The organism is Paraburkholderia tuberum STM678 (genome assembly GCF_902833905.1).
Lineage (GTDB): Bacteria > Pseudomonadota > Gammaproteobacteria > Burkholderiales > Burkholderiaceae > Paraburkholderia > Paraburkholderia tuberum.
This window is the reverse complement of sequence record NZ_CADFGP010000036.1, coordinates 1-14,963: the sequence shown is the minus strand read 5'-3', so window position 1 is coordinate 14,963 and position 14,963 is coordinate 1. Positions and strand designations below refer to the sequence as shown.

At 62.8% G+C, this 14,963-nt stretch carries 15 protein-coding genes; 3 read left to right on the top strand and 12 right to left on the bottom strand.

Going from position 1 to position 14,963, the window contains the following annotated elements:
• The first annotated feature begins 146 nt into the window (after positions 1 to 146).
• The gene (locus HWY30_RS26940) at positions 147 to 908 is read left to right on the top strand and encodes an OmpA family protein (RefSeq protein ID WP_244145015.1); all 762 of its coding nucleotides are present in this window, start codon (positions 147 to 149) and stop codon (positions 906 to 908) included.
• Positions 909 to 1,046: 138 nt separating this feature from the next.
• Entirely contained in the window at positions 1,047 to 1,490 is a 444-nt protein-coding gene (locus HWY30_RS26935; protein WP_090809467.1) for a VOC family protein, read from the top strand.
• A gap of 53 nt (positions 1,491 to 1,543) precedes the next feature.
• Here the strand turns inward: HWY30_RS26935 and HWY30_RS26930 are convergent, their stop codons facing one another.
• The 9 genes from HWY30_RS26930 to HWY30_RS26890 all read right to left on the bottom strand — a co-directional run bounded on the left by HWY30_RS26930 (position 1,544) and on the right by HWY30_RS26890 (position 10,367).
• Entirely contained in the window at positions 1,544 to 1,921 is a 378-nt protein-coding gene (locus tag HWY30_RS26930) for a BON domain-containing protein (protein WP_090809465.1), read from the bottom strand.
• A gap of 30 nt (positions 1,922 to 1,951) precedes the next feature.
• Positions 1,952 to 3,097: a porin gene (locus tag HWY30_RS26925; protein ID WP_090809463.1), complete on the bottom strand. Its 1,146-nt coding sequence runs from the start codon at positions 3,095 to 3,097 to the stop codon at positions 1,952 to 1,954.
• Positions 3,098 to 3,238: 141 nt separating this feature from the next.
• On the bottom strand, positions 3,239 to 4,864 hold the full coding sequence (locus tag HWY30_RS26920) for a 3-(methylthio)propionyl-CoA ligase (protein ID WP_090809462.1): 1,626 nt from the start codon (positions 4,862 to 4,864) through the stop codon (positions 3,239 to 3,241).
• Positions 4,865 to 4,913: 49 nt separating this feature from the next.
• On the bottom strand, positions 4,914 to 5,270 hold the full coding sequence (locus tag HWY30_RS26915; protein WP_090810467.1) for a Rieske (2Fe-2S) protein: 357 nt from the start codon (positions 5,268 to 5,270) through the stop codon (positions 4,914 to 4,916).
• Between the two features lie 32 nt (positions 5,271 to 5,302).
• Positions 5,303 to 5,869, bottom strand: a complete 567-nt coding sequence (locus HWY30_RS26910; protein WP_090809461.1) for an RBBP9/YdeN family alpha/beta hydrolase — start codon at positions 5,867 to 5,869, stop codon at positions 5,303 to 5,305.
• A gap of 18 nt (positions 5,870 to 5,887) precedes the next feature.
• Positions 5,888 to 6,736 carry a TauD/TfdA dioxygenase family protein gene (locus HWY30_RS26905; protein WP_090809460.1) on the bottom strand — a complete coding sequence of 283 codons (849 nt, stop codon included), beginning with the start codon at positions 6,734 to 6,736 and terminating at the stop codon, positions 5,888 to 5,890.
• Between the two features lie 10 nt (positions 6,737 to 6,746).
• Entirely contained in the window at positions 6,747 to 7,727 is a 981-nt protein-coding gene (locus HWY30_RS26900) for a quinone oxidoreductase family protein (RefSeq protein WP_090809459.1), read from the bottom strand.
• Positions 7,728 to 7,834: 107 nt separating this feature from the next.
• The gene (locus tag HWY30_RS26895) at positions 7,835 to 9,157 is read right to left on the bottom strand and encodes an MFS transporter (RefSeq protein WP_090809457.1); all 1,323 of its coding nucleotides are present in this window, start codon (positions 9,155 to 9,157) and stop codon (positions 7,835 to 7,837) included.
• Between the two features lie 154 nt (positions 9,158 to 9,311).
• Complete coding sequence (locus HWY30_RS26890) at positions 9,312 to 10,367, bottom strand: beta-keto acid cleavage family enzyme (RefSeq protein WP_090809455.1); 1,056 nt, start codon at positions 10,365 to 10,367, stop codon at positions 9,312 to 9,314.
• 244 nt (positions 10,368 to 10,611) lie between these two features.
• On the opposite strand from HWY30_RS26890, the gene HWY30_RS26885 reads away from it, so the two are divergent.
• Positions 10,612 to 11,613: an AraC family transcriptional regulator gene (locus HWY30_RS26885; RefSeq protein ID WP_090809453.1), complete on the top strand. Its 1,002-nt coding sequence runs from the start codon at positions 10,612 to 10,614 to the stop codon at positions 11,611 to 11,613.
• 87 nt (positions 11,614 to 11,700) lie between these two features.
• Here HWY30_RS26885 and phaC read toward each other — a convergent pair whose 3' ends face one another.
• From phaC to HWY30_RS26870, 3 genes are all read right to left on the bottom strand, one after another.
• Complete coding sequence (gene phaC, locus HWY30_RS26880) at positions 11,701 to 13,443, bottom strand: class I poly(R)-hydroxyalkanoic acid synthase (RefSeq protein ID WP_176078952.1); 1,743 nt, start codon at positions 13,441 to 13,443, stop codon at positions 11,701 to 11,703.
• Between the two features lie 14 nt (positions 13,444 to 13,457).
• Positions 13,458 to 13,928: a MaoC family dehydratase gene (locus tag HWY30_RS26875; protein WP_090809449.1), complete on the bottom strand. Its 471-nt coding sequence runs from the start codon at positions 13,926 to 13,928 to the stop codon at positions 13,458 to 13,460.
• Positions 13,929 to 14,012: 84 nt separating this feature from the next.
• On the bottom strand, positions 14,013 to 14,960 hold the full coding sequence (locus HWY30_RS26870; RefSeq protein ID WP_090809447.1) for an electron transfer flavoprotein subunit alpha/FixB family protein: 948 nt from the start codon (positions 14,958 to 14,960) through the stop codon (positions 14,013 to 14,015).
• Positions 14,961 to 14,963 lie beyond the last annotated feature (3 nt).

Genomic DNA, 14,963 nt, shown 5'->3' with positions numbered 1-14,963 from the left:
ACGCGCAGGAGACCAAACAGAGCGTCGCTTTTTGGGTGGCCGCGATTGCACACTGAAAGAGCGTGGACGCACGGTGGTTGGCCGCGTCAATTGCCCACGGCATCAACCGCGACGACGCAACGAAAAACTGACGTGAATTCGTGCAGATGAAGAAAAAGACCAATGAGGCTCAATACTCCATGAAGTTCGACATGACAAAGCAATTTGGAGCAGCGCTACTGGTTAGCGTGGTGCTCGCAGGATGTTCCGCCGCATCAGGCCCGACGTTTAGTGCATACTCGGTCAACCTGCCGAATAATGAAAAGGCGTTTCGGGTGGATTGCGATGGACTCATCTCGAGCCAGAACACCTGTTATTCGAAGGCTCGCGAAATCTGCGGCAAGAACCCCGTGCGTCCGATGCAGGAGATTGCACCGCTTGCGGCCGCTGGAAGTCATCGCGACGTGCGCACGCTGACATTCCAGTGCGGAGCGGCGCCTGTCGCGCAGACAGCTCCGGTCGCAGCCCCTTCACCGATGCCTGCTGCTCCCCCCGTCGCGCGGGTTGCCGCTCCAGCACGCGTGCCGCCTCAGAAGCTGTCGTTGAACGGCGATGCAACTTTCGAACTCAATAAGGCGACGCTCACGACCGAAGCTCGTCTTCGTCTCGACGCGCTGATCAAAACTGCGGCAGGTGCGAGGTTCGACACCGTCACGGTGAATGGCTATACCGACGCGACGGCATCCAGCTCCTACAATCAGAAATTATCGACACAGCGCGCGCAAAGCGTCGCGCAGTATCTGCAGAGCCACGGATTGAAGGCGCAGCAATTCGTTGTCAACGGACACGGCAGTGCCAATCCCGTTTCGCCGAATACGACGGCAGACGGACGCGCAAAAAACCGGCGCGTGGAGATCGTATTGAACTAATACATGAGGCAGACCTCGTCCAGTGCACACGAGATTCACTGGCGGCCTGTTGGCGCGGGCTCCGGCATCGAAAATGCAAAAAAACCCTTGGATTGACGCGTTTCTCCGATAATCATCACCAGCAACCAGGAGGTGACGATGAACGCGATCCACGAGCTCTACCCGTATCTGCGCGTGCGCAACGCCGCACGGGCTATCGAGTTCTACGCGCAGGCATTCGGCGGCGTCGAGCGGTTTCGCCTGACTGAGCCAGGCGGCCGCATCGGTCATGCCGAAGTGAAGATCGGTCCCGCGACCGTGATGCTGTCCGATGAATATCCCGAGCACGACATGCTCGGACCGACCGGCGACAGCCGGCCGAGTGTGCTGCTGCATATCCACTGCGACGACGTCGACGAGCTGTTCGCACGAGCGGTTGCAGCAGGCGCAACCGTGGTCCGCCCGCTAACCGATCATTTTTATGGCGAGCGCTCGGCGACCGTGCGCGATCCATTCGGCCACGAATGGATGCTCGGCGCGCAGATCGAAGCGCTCACGCCTGAAGAGATGCAGCGCCGTTACACGGCGCTGTTCGACAGCTAGTGGATTGTTATATTGGGCTCCTCGCGCTTAATCCCCCGATGCGTGAGCTCTTTTTACATCCCGCCGAACGGCTTTTCCACCGTGAGCTTGTTGGTCACCGAAGTCACCCCCGGAACACCCTTCGCGATCTCCGCGACCTGATTGATCTGGGAAACGTCGGTGACCGTGCCGTTCAGCGTCACCGCGCCGCCTTTTGCGATGACGCTTATATTGCCGGCGCTGATCTCCTTGTGCTTGCCGATCGCGGCATACACCTGCCGACGCAGCGCGCGATTGGCTTGCCTCGAGCTGACGGGAGCGGCTGCGCTAGCTGACATCGCAGGTGCGCCCGAAGCTGCACTAGCCGTCTGGCCCGACTGCGACCATGCGTTGCTCGACGCGGCCAGAATCAATATGGCAATCGCCAACGCGCGTGCCTGAATGCTTTTCATCGAATACTCCAGTTGTTATAGGCGACGTAATCAGAAGTTATGGCGGATGCCGACCATGGCCGCCGTGGTGGACACGCCAGGCGCAACCGGGGCGCCATAGACGATGGTCTGGTTCATGGTCCCCCTGTTGTTGACATAACCCACCTGCGCGTAAGCCTTGGTGCGCTGCGACAGGTTGTATTCCGCGCCCACGGCGAACTCGCCCGAATGGTTCGCCGAGTTGTTCTTGTCTTTCAGGTAGTAGTACCCGGACGTGATCTTGAAACGCGGATTGAACTGGTAGCCGAGGCCCCCCGAGATCATTTCGAAGTCCGCGGTGTTGGTATGGGCCGGGTTCTTGCCGGCGCCGTACGAGGCCGACACCGAAAATCCGGCGATCGTGTACAACGCACCGAAATAGTAGAAACGGTTGTTCGCAAGCCCGGTCGCGGGGATAGCGGGCGCCGCCGGGTAGGTGATCGGGTACGGGTTGGTATCGTGGCCGTTGTAATACAACGCGGACAGATTCAGACCGTAGTTCGAATACTTGAGCACGGCCGACTCGCGCGTACCGCCCTGGAACTGACCGGCGACGCCGCCCGGCGCGTACTCGAGCGCGAGCGACGCGCCATGGAATTTCGGCGAGTTGTAGACGAGCGCGTTGCTGTCGTACAGCGCGCCGATCGGCGCGTTCGTGCTCGTGCCAGGCCAGCCGGCCGCCTGATTGATGCCCAGCCACGCGGTCAGAACACTGCCGAAATACTGCGCGCCGCGGACGTCGGTTTCCGCCATCGCGTAGATCATCGGAATGATCTGCCGGCCGGCGTCGAAGGTACCGAACGGCCCCGATGCGCCGACCGTCGCGAACTGGTTGAAGATCGCCGTGGTGCCCGGCGTGTCGGACAGACCGAACTTGCCGTTCGTGGTGTTGAACGCGCCCTGCAGCTTGAAGTTGATCTTGTAGCCGCCGCCGATGTCTTCGCTTCCCTTCATACCCCAGAAGCTCGAATAGATACCGCCGTCCTTCAGCTGATAAATTTTGCCCGTGTTCGGCGCGTGCGGCAGAAACGTAGCGGCCGATGTGCTCTGATACAGCAGCCCCGTATCGACTACGCCATAAAGCGTCACTGACGACTGCGCATGAGCCGCGGTGGCGAAAACGGCCAACACGACAGCGCTGCTTGACTTCAACTTCATTGTGTCTCCTTCGCGTACCGGCGGTGGCGCAAAAGCCGATGCTGCGGTCGCTTCAAATGGTTGGTGGTTTTGTGTGCGCCGGGCGTACCCGGTCGCGTTGTTGTTGCGTGAATCGAACTGCGTTGCTGCGAAAGCCGTGCGTCAGGGCAGGTAGTAGTTGCCGAACTGATCGCGTAACTGGTTCTTCAGGACCTTGCCTGTTGCGCCGATAGGCACCGTGTCGACGAACACCACTGCATCGGGAGTCCACCAGCGCGCGACCCGGCCGTTGAAGAAGGACAGCAGTTCGTCGCTGGTCAGCTCGCTGCCCGGCTTTTTCACGACCAGCAGCAGCGGCCGTTCGTCCCACTTAGGATGCCGGGCGGCGATACACACTGCCGTCGAGACTTCCGGATGCAGATAAGCGACGTTTTCGATCGCCGCCGAACTGATCCATTCGCCGCCCGACTTGATCACGTCCTTGCTGCGATCGGTGATCTGCATGAAGCCGTGCCGGTCGATCGTCGCGATGTCGCCGGTCGGAAACCAGCCGTCGCACAATGGCGACTCGACGTCGGCGCCGAAGTACTGCTGCGTGACCCAGTGACCGCGCACCTGCAGATCGCCAGCGCTCTCGCCGCCCCACGGCAATTCATTACCGTTGGAGTCGACGATCCGCATGTCGATGCCGAACAGCGCGCGTCCCTGCTTCGCCTGAACCTTGTACTGATCCTCCATCGGCAGCGACTGCTGATGCGCCTTGAAGCTGCAGACCGTGCCGATCGGGCTCAATTCGGTCATGCCCCACGCGTGCAGTACCTCCACCCGGTGGCGCTTCTGGAACGCCTCGGTCATCGCGGTCGGACACGGCGCCCCGCCGATCACCGTGCGTCGCATCGACGAGAAGGTCCCGCCCATCGCATCGACATGCGTGAGCAGTCCCTGCCACACCGTCGGCACGCCGGCCGACAGCGTCACGTGTTCCGTTTCGATCAGTTCATAGAGCGACTTGCCGTCGAGCGCCGGCCCCGGAAACACCAGCTTCGCGCCGACCATGCAGGCGATATAGGGCAGTCCCCACGCGTTCACATGGAACATCGGCACGACCGGCAGGATCACGTCGCGCGCGGAACAGTTCAGCGAATCGGGCAGCGCCGCCGCGTAGGTGTGCAGCACGGTCGAACGATGGCTATACAGCACGCCCTTCGGATTGCCGGTGGTGCCCGACGTGTAGCACAGCGACGACGCGCTGTTTTCATCGAGCAGCGGCCATTCGAAAACGTCGTCGTGCAGTTCGAGCAGATCCTCGTAGCACATCAGCATGCCAGTCAGGTCGTTCGCTTGCGGCATGTGCGCGCGATCGGTCATCGCCACGAATACTTTCGGGCTCTTCACCCGGGGCGCGACGCTCTCGATCAACGGCAGAAAGGTCAGGTCGAAGAACACGACACGATCTTCCGCATGCTCGATGATGTACGCGAGCTGGTCGACGTGCAGTCGTGGGTTCAGCGTATGCAGCACGGACCCGGAGCCCGACACCGCGAAATAGAGCTCCATGTGGCGATAGCCGTTCCACGCGAGCGTCGCGACGCGCTCGCCCTGGCCGACGCCGAGCGTCGACAGCGCATTGGCCATACGGCGCGCGCGCTGCGCGAGGTGCCGATACGAATAACGATGGATGTCTCCTTCCACGCGTCGCGACACGATTTCCTGTTCGCCGTGATGGCGCTCCGCGTGTGTGAGCAGCGCGGAAACCAGCAGCGACTGCTGCATCATCAAGCCTTGCATCTTTCCGTCTCCTGATTGGTTGTGGCGTCTCGGGCCCGGCCTACCGGTCTTACGTTGCCGCGCTGCCGGCTCGCGCTTGCGAGGGCGTCGGGTTCGGCGCGTCGAGACTCACCACCACCTTTGAATCCACTATGTCGACCGGGAAGGTCGTCACGCTCAATCCGCCTGTTCCCGCCATGCAGCCCGTGCGCACGTCGAAGCGCAGACCGTGCGCCGGACAGCGCAACATGCAGCCTTCCAACTGGCCGCTCGACAGCGCGGCCCCGTTGTGCGGACATGTGTTGTCGATGGCGTGAAGCGAGCCTTCGATGTTGAACAGCACGATGCTGCGGCCATCGATGAAGGCCAGCTTGCGCTGGCCCGGCGCGAGCTCGCCGGCAACACCCACCACGATCCGACGCGACATCCCAGACTCCTTCTGATCCGACGCGGGCCGCGTCACATCAGTACCAGGCGGCGAATCAACGTCTCCGCCATCGGCCATTCGCCAAAGCCCGAAGCAGGGTTGAGGTGCCCCACTTCGCCGAGATCGACGAGGCGGCTGCCCCAGTCCTGCGCCATCTCCTGCACCCGCTCGAACCGCCCGAGCGGATCGTTGCGGCTCGCGCCGACGATGCTCGGAAACGGCAGCGGCTTGCGCGGAATCGGCAGCCAGCCGTTCTGCTCGAGCGTATCCAGCTCCGGATAGCCCGCCGGCATCGGCGTCTCGAGGTCCGCGGGCGCCGCGAGCAGCGCAGCGTGAATCTCGCGCTTGTGCTGCGCCGCCCAATGCACGGTGATCATCACGCCAGCGCTATGCGCGACCAGAATGACCGGGCCGTCGATCCGCGCGAGCGTGGCATCGAGCGCCGCGACGCGTGCCGCGCAACTGAGCTTGTCGTGCTCGAGCGGCGGCACCGACAGCGCTTTCGGCAGCCGTTGCTGCAGCAGGGTTTGCCAATGCTCCGCGACGTGGTCACGCAGACCCGGAACCATCAGAATGGTCGGTTTCAATTCGTAATTCATGGGAAGCTACCTGCTAGTTCAGTACGGCTTGTCGCCGACGATGCCGGCGCGCTCCATCTTGCGGTGGCACGGCGGGTAGTCCATCACCGCATAGTGCTGCGTGCTGCGGTTGTCCCAGATCGCGATGCTGTTCTTCTGCCAGCGCCAGCGCACCTGGTACTCGGGGATGTACGCCTGGCTGATCAGATAGCGCAGCAGATCGCCCGCGCCCGGATTCGCGTCCTGCCCGAAGCGCACTCGCTCCGGCGTGTGAAAGTTCGTGAAATGGCTCGTGAAAGCGCTCACAAACAGCACCTTCTCCTCCGTTTCCGGATGCGTGCGCACGACCGGATGCTCCGCGTCCGGAAATTGCGCCTTCAGCGCGAGACGCTTTTCGATCGGCATCGCGGCACCGAAGCTCGCCTCGATGCTGTGGCGCGCGCGCAGGTCCGCGACCTGAGCCTTCACGTGCGCGGGCAGATTCTCGTAGGCGAGGACCATGTTCGCCCACATCGTGTCGCCGCCGACGGGCGGACACTCGACGCAGCGCAGCACGGCACCGAACTGCGGCGCTTCGCGCCAGGTGGCGTCGGCATGCCACGCGTTTTCGTAACGGTCGTTGGGCTGATCGGGGGTCTTGTAGATACGCACGAGGCCCGGATTTTCCGGATCGCTGCCCGCGACCGGATGGTCTTCCAGTTCGCCGAAGCGGCGCGCGAACGCCACGTGTTCGGCACGCGTGATGTCCTGGTCGCGCAGGAACAGCACCCGGTGCTTCAGCAGCGCCGAGCGGATTTGGGCAAACAGGCCATCGTCGTAGACGGCGTGGGCGAGATTCACCCCTATCAGTTCGGCGCCGATCGAGCACGTCAGTTGTTCGACTCGCATGGCTAGCTCCTTAGATGACGAAGATCGACGAACCCGTCGTCTTGCGCGACTCCAGATCACGATGGGCTTGCGCCGCATCTTCGAGCGCATAGCGCTGATTCAGCTCGATCTTGATGCGTCCCGAGGCGATGAGCCCGAAGATTTCGCCGGCAAGCTCGTCCTTCTCGGCCGGGTCGGCGATGTAGTCAGCCAGCGCCGGGCGGGTCAGATAGAGCGAGCCTTTCATAGCCAGCAGTTGCGGATTGAACGGCGGGATCGGGCCGGAGGCCGTGCCGACGCAAACCAATAGACCGCGGCGCTTCAGCGAATCGAGCGAAGCCTCGAAGGTGTCTTTGCCGACGCTGTCGAACACGACGTTCACGCCGACGCCATCGGTCAGTTCGCGCACGCGCCTGGCGACGTCTTCGTGGCTGTAGTTGATGATGTGATCGCAGCCGTGCGCGCGAGCCACCTCGCCCTTGGCCTCGTTCGAAACCGTGCCGATCACGGTCAGACCCAGCAGCTTCGCCCATTGCGAAACGATCAGGCCGACACCGCCGGCGGCGGCATGCAGAAGGATCGTGTCGCCCGCCTTGAAGTCGTGAATGCGGCGCATCAGATACGCGCAGGTCAACCCGCGCATGGTCATGCCGGCAGCCGTTTCGCAGTCGATCGCATCGGGCAGCCGGATCAGCGGCGCGGCCGGAATCAGGCGTTCGGTGCTGTACGCGCCGAGCGTGTTGAGGAAGCCCGTGTAAGTCACACGATCGCCCACCGCGACGTTCGTGACGTCCGGGCCAACGGCCTCGACCACGCCCGCGGCCTCCACGCCCATCCCCGCGGGCAGCGGGACCGGATACAGGCCGCTGCGAAAGTAGGTGTCGGCGAAATTGAGGCCCACTGCCTGATGGCGCAGGCGAACCTGACCGGGACCGGGGTTGCCCACTTCGACGTCCTCGTAGCGCAGCACGTCGGGACCACCGGTTTCATGAAAGCGAACTGCCTTTGCCATGTTGACTCTCCAATTCTTTACTTGATCTGCACTTTGCAGAATTCGTTGCGCCAGCGGCGCAGTTACAGGTTCGGTGCTCCGCGCCGTCCGCGCGGCACCATGCGATGTCAGCGTGCGGCCTGCTCGCGCAGCGTGTTCAGCCGATCCAGATCGCCCGAGTAGTTCCGTTTGCCGATCATGAATGCGGCGGCCGCGACGAGCGGTGCGAACGGCACCAGTTGCAACGCGCCCAGCAGTCCGATCCGATCGGCGATGATCCCCGTCAGAACAGCCGCCGGCGCGAGGCCCAGCAGGTTGTTCGCGAGCGTCAGGGTCGCAAACGCCGAGGCGTGAATCGTCGGCGGCGTGAGGTTCGCCACCATCGCACCCGACGGGCCGCTCGCACCGGCGCAGAAGAACATGCCGGCGCCGATCACGACCAGCTGCCACGGCCCCGCGGGCATCCGCAAGCCAATCGCGAGCAGAACGAAACAGGCGAGGCAGAAGGCGATTGCGGCGCTCCACTTGCGTTCCCGCATGTTCTTGCTGAGCCGGTCGGCGAGGTTTCCGCACACCACCATGCCCACCCCGGTCACCAGCACGAACACCGCCGCGCACATCGCAGCCTTGCCGGTGGCCATGCCGTAATAGCGATTCAGGAAGCTCGGCATCCATGCCCACACAGCGGCGGGAACCAGCAGATGGAGGCCGCTGCCCACATAGGCGCACACCACGGACTTCGTCGAAAACAACCCCTTCATCAGCGCGCGCAGGCTCATGCACATGCCGCGCGATTGCGCCTGCCTCGTCACGCTCGCCGGCTGCAGCGGCACAAGACGCTTTTCGGTGACGACGAGGCGGTAGATCACGACCAGCACGACCCCCATCGCCGCCATGGCGCCGAATGCCGAACGCCAGCCGAGGTGAGCCGCTACCGCGCCGCCGAGCGCCATGCCCAGCACCGAGCCGAACGCGCCGCCCGCCATGAAGGTGCCGGTCAGCGTGGAGCGCAGCCGGACCGGAAAGATGCTCAGAACAACTGCGATACCGACACTGCCATAGGCCGCTTCGCCGATTCCGACAAAGGCACGTGCCAGCAGCAACTGCCCATAGTTCGCCGAGATCGCGCAGCCCACCGTCGCGAGACTCCACATCGCCGCCATCAGCACGATGCTCTTCACGCGGCCCCAGCGGTCGGCCAGAACCGACAGCGGGAACGTGAGCACACCGACCATCAGCGCGACCACGCTGCTGAGCGAACCCAGCTGCGCATCGGACAGATGCCACGCCGCCTTGAGCGGCGGAAACACGGCATTCAACACTTGCCGCGACATATAGTCGGAAAGCAGCAATCCGACCGTCAACGCAAACACCACCCACGCATAAGCGCGCACGTCCGTCTGAGCTGCCGAAACTTCGCCCGTCGTGGGCGCTGCATGCTGAACGAGCATATTTTGTCTCCTTCCACGCTGACTCCCTGGCGGCCGCCTTGCCCGCATGGGCCGACGACTGTTATGGATTCAGCTATCTGCTCCCCGCTATGCACCGGAAGCGTTAGCCATGAAGCCCGGCCTCGGCCAATGCGCCGGCCCGGGCTCCTGGTGATCACGCCGCGCGAAGCGGCAGGTTCCTGACACCGGCCTGGCGGTTCGGCGCCATGCCGTTGGCGACCAGCGTCTCTTCGACCGTCTCGTACTGCACACCAATACGATAGATCTCGCGCGCTTCTTTGCCAGTGGCAATTTCGCGTCCCAGTTCGCGCGCGACGCGCACGCACTGCTCGATCTGCTGCACCGACGTGAAGCGCTTGCCGTGCTGATCGATGATCGTGTCCTCGATGCCGCAGCGCGGATGCAGGCCCATCGACATCGCCATCATGTTGAACGGCAGCACGTTCTTCAGCAGCGACTCGGCGGTGAGCGTGCAGCCATCCGGCGCGCGATGCACGAAGTTGAAGAAGTTGAATGGATTGGGGCCGTCGAAGCCGCCACCGATACCGATCCACGTCAGATTCAGCGGGCCCTTGTAGACGCCCTTGCGCACGAGGCGTTCGAGCGTTTCGAGCGCGTGAATGCCGGTGAGCTGGAAGTGCGGCTGGATGCCCGAAGCCTGCAGGCGGCGCAGGTGTTCCTCGACCCAGGCGGGACCGGCCGGCACCGTCATTTCACTATAGGCGGCCATGAACCCGGGGTTGGAAAGCGAGGTGCCTGCCAGATACTCCGGATAGAGCAGCTCCATGATGTTCATTTGCGTGGTGTTGATCGCGACCGTCACCTGATCGGGCTTCGGATCGAGATCGGCCAGCATATGACGCGTGTCGTCGGACAGCCACTTCGCGGCTTGTCCGTCGTCTTCCGGTGCAAACGAGATCGAGCCACCGACCTGAATGATCATGTCGGGCACTGCCGCGCGCACACCCGCGATCAGTTCGTTGAACTTCGACAGGCGCTTCGAGCCCTTGCCGTCCAGTTCGCGCACGTGCAGGTGCAATACCGTGGCGCCGGCGTTGTAGCAATCGACGGCCTTCTGGATCTGCTCGTCCATCGTCACGGGAATGTCTTCCGGGAAGTCCTCCGGCATCCATTCCGGGCCGTAAGGGGCGGTGGTGATGACTACCTTGTCCTGATTCTCAGGGTGCAACGAATCGTCGAGAAATTGCATTTGTTTGCCTCCATCCAGTTTTGAAGTGACGGTGTTCCGCTATCGCGAGGTCGCATGAAAACTTGCTGGAACACATCGAACGACATGTGCCCACAATACGGCAATCGCGCGCTACACTTTTATGATTGGACGCCATCCTTTTAGCGATTCGTGCCACTGCGCGTTAACACCAATAATTGCGCGAAGCAAGTGTTTAATGACTAGAAAAAATACTCAGCATGGTGAATCGTCCGGAGAAACTACAATGGAAACGATGGTGACGTCGGTAGCCATGAGCGGCTATTTCGAAGTGACGCGACGGCTTGGACTCAATCCGGTCGAGCTCGCGAAGCAGGCCGGCATCGACGCCGGCGCGCTCGCGAATCCGGACGATCGCGTATCGGCCACCGCCTGTTGCCGGCTACTGGAAATGACGGCCGAAAAGGCGTCGTGCCCGACCCTCGCGCTGCAAATGGCGGAAACGCGGCAGACCTTCGGCAGCGGCGTGATCAATGTCCTGCTCGCGCACAAACGCACGCTGCGCGAAGTGTTGCTGGCCGCGGCCGAATACCGTCATCTGCTCAACGAAGCGCTGGCGGTGTACGTCGAGGACGCGGACAATACGGTCACCATTCGGGAGGAACTCGTCGTCGAACGGGGTACCCCGACAAGGCAGGCGATCGAACTGGCGCTCGGTGTCCTCGCGCGGCACTCCGGTGCTCTGCTCGGCAAGTTCTGGAAACCGCGCGAGGTCCACTTCACGCATCCGGCGCCCAAAGACCTGACGTTTCATCGACGCTTCTTCGGCTGTCCGCTGGTGTTCGGCAGCGACTTCAACGGGTTCGTCTGCGCAAGCGCCGATCTCGACTACCCGAATCCACTGGCCGATCCTGAACTCGTGCGCTATGCGGAAAGCCTCGCCTCTCCGCTGAACGTGAGCGCCGCGGAATCGGCCGCGCTGGAAGTGCGCAAGGCGATCTACCTGCTGCTACCACTCGAGCAGGCGAACGCCGAGCTGGTTGCACGGTATTTGCATCTGAGCGTGCGCACCATGCAACGGCAGTTGAATTCGGCCGGCACCAGCTTTTCGGATCAGGTCGAGGAAGTCCGCGGCGAACTCGCCGTGCGCTACATGAGCAATCCCACCTATCCGATCGGACGGGTCTCGGCGCTTCTCGGCTACGCGCAACAGGGATCGTTCACGAACTGGTTCGTGTCGCGCTTCCACATGACACCGCGCGACTGGCGCGCGAGCCATGCGAAGTGACGGCCGGTGGCAGTGAAGACAAAAAAACGGAGGGTGATGCACTGAGCATCACCCCCCGTTCTTGCCGCACCCGCTATCGCCATCCGATCACTCGGCGCGAAGCTTCACATAGCGCCCCGGTGCGCTCTCGATTGCCTTGTACTTCCTGTTGCCGAGCTTCGTGCGTGCCTCGACCTGCTCGCCGGAATGCTGCTTGACCCAGTCGATCCAGTGATTCCACCAGCTGCCGCGCTGCTGAACCGACGTTGCGAGCCACTCGTCGGCGTTCTCGTCGCAGGTATCGTTGGTTCGGTAGCCGCGCTTGTTCTTCGAGGCCGGATTGATCACACCCGCGATATGGCCGCTTGCCCCCAGCACGAACTCGGTTTGACCGCCCAGTAGTTGCGTCGACTGATAGGCGGACCGCCACGGCACGATGTGATCTTCCTCGGCCGCCATCAGATAGCTCGGAATATCGATGTTGCCGAGATCCACCGGCGTGTCGCAGAACTTCAGTTTGTTCGGCACGCGCAGACTGTTTTCGAGGTACATGTTGCGCAGATAGAAGCTGTACATCGGACCGGGCAGATTGGTCGTGTCCGCGTTCCAGTACAGCAGATCGAACGCGGCCGGGGTTTTGCCTTTCAGGTAATTGTTCACGACATACGGCCAGATCAGATCGTTGGCACGCAGCGACTGGAATACGAAGCCGAGTTCGCGTCCGGGATAGAGCCCACCGCCACCGATCGCATGCTCGCGCATCGCCACGCCCTGCTCGTCGATGAACACGCCGAGATCGCCCGGGTCGGTGAAGTCGAGCAACGCCGTCAGCAGCGTCAGGCTGGCCACGGAGTCGTCGCCGTTCGCACGCATGACCGCCAGCGCCGACGACAGCATCGTGCCCCCCACGCACCAGCCCAATGCATTGACCTGGTCGGCCCGGCTAATCGCACGCGCGACGCTGATCGCCTGCATCACGCCGTCCTCGAGGTAGGCGTCCCACGTGGTCTGCGCCATGTCCTGCTGCGGGTTGCGCCAGGACACGACGAACACCGTCAGGCCCTGCTCGCAGGCGAAGCGCACGAAGGAATTCTCCGGCTGCAGATCCAGGATGTAGAACTTGTTGATGCACGGAGGAACGATCACGAGCGGCCGCGCGGCGACCTTCGGTGTCAGCGGCTCGTACTGGATCAGCTGAAACAGATCGTTCTCATAGACCACCGCGCCACTGGACGTGGCAACGCTGCGGCCCACTTCGAACGCGCTTTGATCGGTAATCGAAATCGAGCCGCTGCCCAGATCGTCGAGCAGATGCGTAACGCCCGCGAGCAGGCTCGATCCGCCCGATTCCACCGCCGCCCGGATGACTTCGGGATTCGTCGCGACGAAATTCGCGGGGCTGGCGAAGTCGATGAACTGGCGCATGAAAAAGCGCAGCTTGTGCTTGCCCTTTTCGTCGAGCGCGCTCGCCTCGACGAACTCCGCGAGTGCCCGGGCATTGATCAGATAGCTCTGTTTAAGAAGGCTGTACCAGCCGTTGCTGGACCAGTCGTCGGCGTGAAAGCGCCGGTCTCCCTGCTCGGGCTCGGCGACCGCCTTCAACTCCGTGCGCCCGCCGATCAATCCGGCGACGGCGTCGCTCCACAGTTGCGCCTGCTGTTGCAGATAGTGGGCGCTCGTGTGGGTCACGGAGCCTCGCGCAAACGGCCCGTTGAAATCGAAGTCCGAGCCGTCGGTGTCGGGCACCGTCGTCGCGTATTCATCCTTGACCGGCGAAAAACGCCATAAATCGAAGCCGGCATTGACCCAGCCCGTGGAAAACTCGTGTGGCATGCTGAATGGCATTCTCATGGCGGGGCTCGCTATCATGCTTTGCTGACGGCGCAAGCCGCGTCCTCGACGACACGGTCGCGGCAGGTTGTCGGCATGACCACGGCGTCGCCTTCGATCACCACCTTGCCGCCGACCGTGCAAATGGTGGACAGCACCACGCGGCGCTTGTCGTGAATCAGTTCCTTGACGGTCACTTCGGCCTGCACGGTGTCGCCGGGCCGAACCGGCGCCTTGAAGCGCAGGTTCTGGCCGAGGTAGATCGTGCCCGGGCCCGGCAGCCGCCCCGCGATCGCCGCGGAGATGATGCTGGCGGTCAACATGCCGTGAGCGATGCGCCCCTTGAAGGGTGTGGTTTGCGCAAACTCCTCGTTGATGTGAACCGCGTTGATGTCTCCCGACGCGCCCGCGAAGAGCAGAATGTCCGCCTCCGTGATGGTCTTGGCGAACCGGGCACTCATGCCCGGTCGCAGGTCTTCGAAATCGTATCCGTTAAGCTCATTCATGATTATTCCGCTTGCTGGGCGCGTATTTGCCCTCTCTTCTGGCACGTACTGCGCGTTGTGCCGGACGCTAACCGCTGGATGCGGTTAGCCGAGCGCCTGCTCGAGTTCCGGCACGAGGGTGAACAGATCGCCAACGAGGCCGTAATCGGCGACGCCGAAGATCGGCGCTTCTTCATCCTTGTTGATCGCGATGATGACCTTCGAGTCCTTCATGCCGGCCAGATGCTGGATCGCACCCGAGATGCCGACCGCGACGTACAGTTGCGGCGCCACGATCTTGCCGGTCTGGCCGACCTGATAGTCGTTCGGCACGAAGCCCGCGTCGACCGCCGCACGCGATGCGCCCAGTGCCGCGCCGAGCTTGTCGGCCAGCGGTTCCAGCACCTTCATGTAGTTCTCGCCATTGCCCAGACCACGGCCACCCGACACGATGATCTTCGCGCTCGTCAGTTCCGGACGATCGAGCTTCGTCACTTCGCGGCTCACGAACTGCGCGAGGCCTGCGTCGGCTGCCGCTTCGATCTTCTCGACCGCTGCGCTGCCGCCAACGGCTGCGACGGCATCAAAACCGGTCGAGCGCACGGTGATGACCTTGATCGGATCAGCCGATTGCACGATCGCGATTGCGTTGCCCGCGTAGATAGGACGCTCGAACGTGTCGGCCGAATCCACTGCCGTGATGTCGCTGATCTGCGCGACGTCGAGCTTCGCGGCGATACGCGGCGCGACATTCTTGCCGTAGGCGGTAGCCGGCGCGAGGATGTGCGTGTAGTGCTTCGCCGCATCTTGCACGAGCGTCAGCACCGTTGCTTCGACGTTTTCCGCGAGGCCTGCGGCCAGTTGCGGCGCATCGGCCAGCAGCACCTTGCTGACACCCGCGATCTTCGCGGCCGCATCGGCCGCGCCCTGCGCGTTATGCCCCGCGACCAGCACGTGAATATCACCGCCGATCTTCTGTGCCGCTGCGATCGTGTTCAGCGTCGCGGCCTTGATCGACGCATTGTCGTGTTCTGCAATTACCAGGTTCGTCATTTG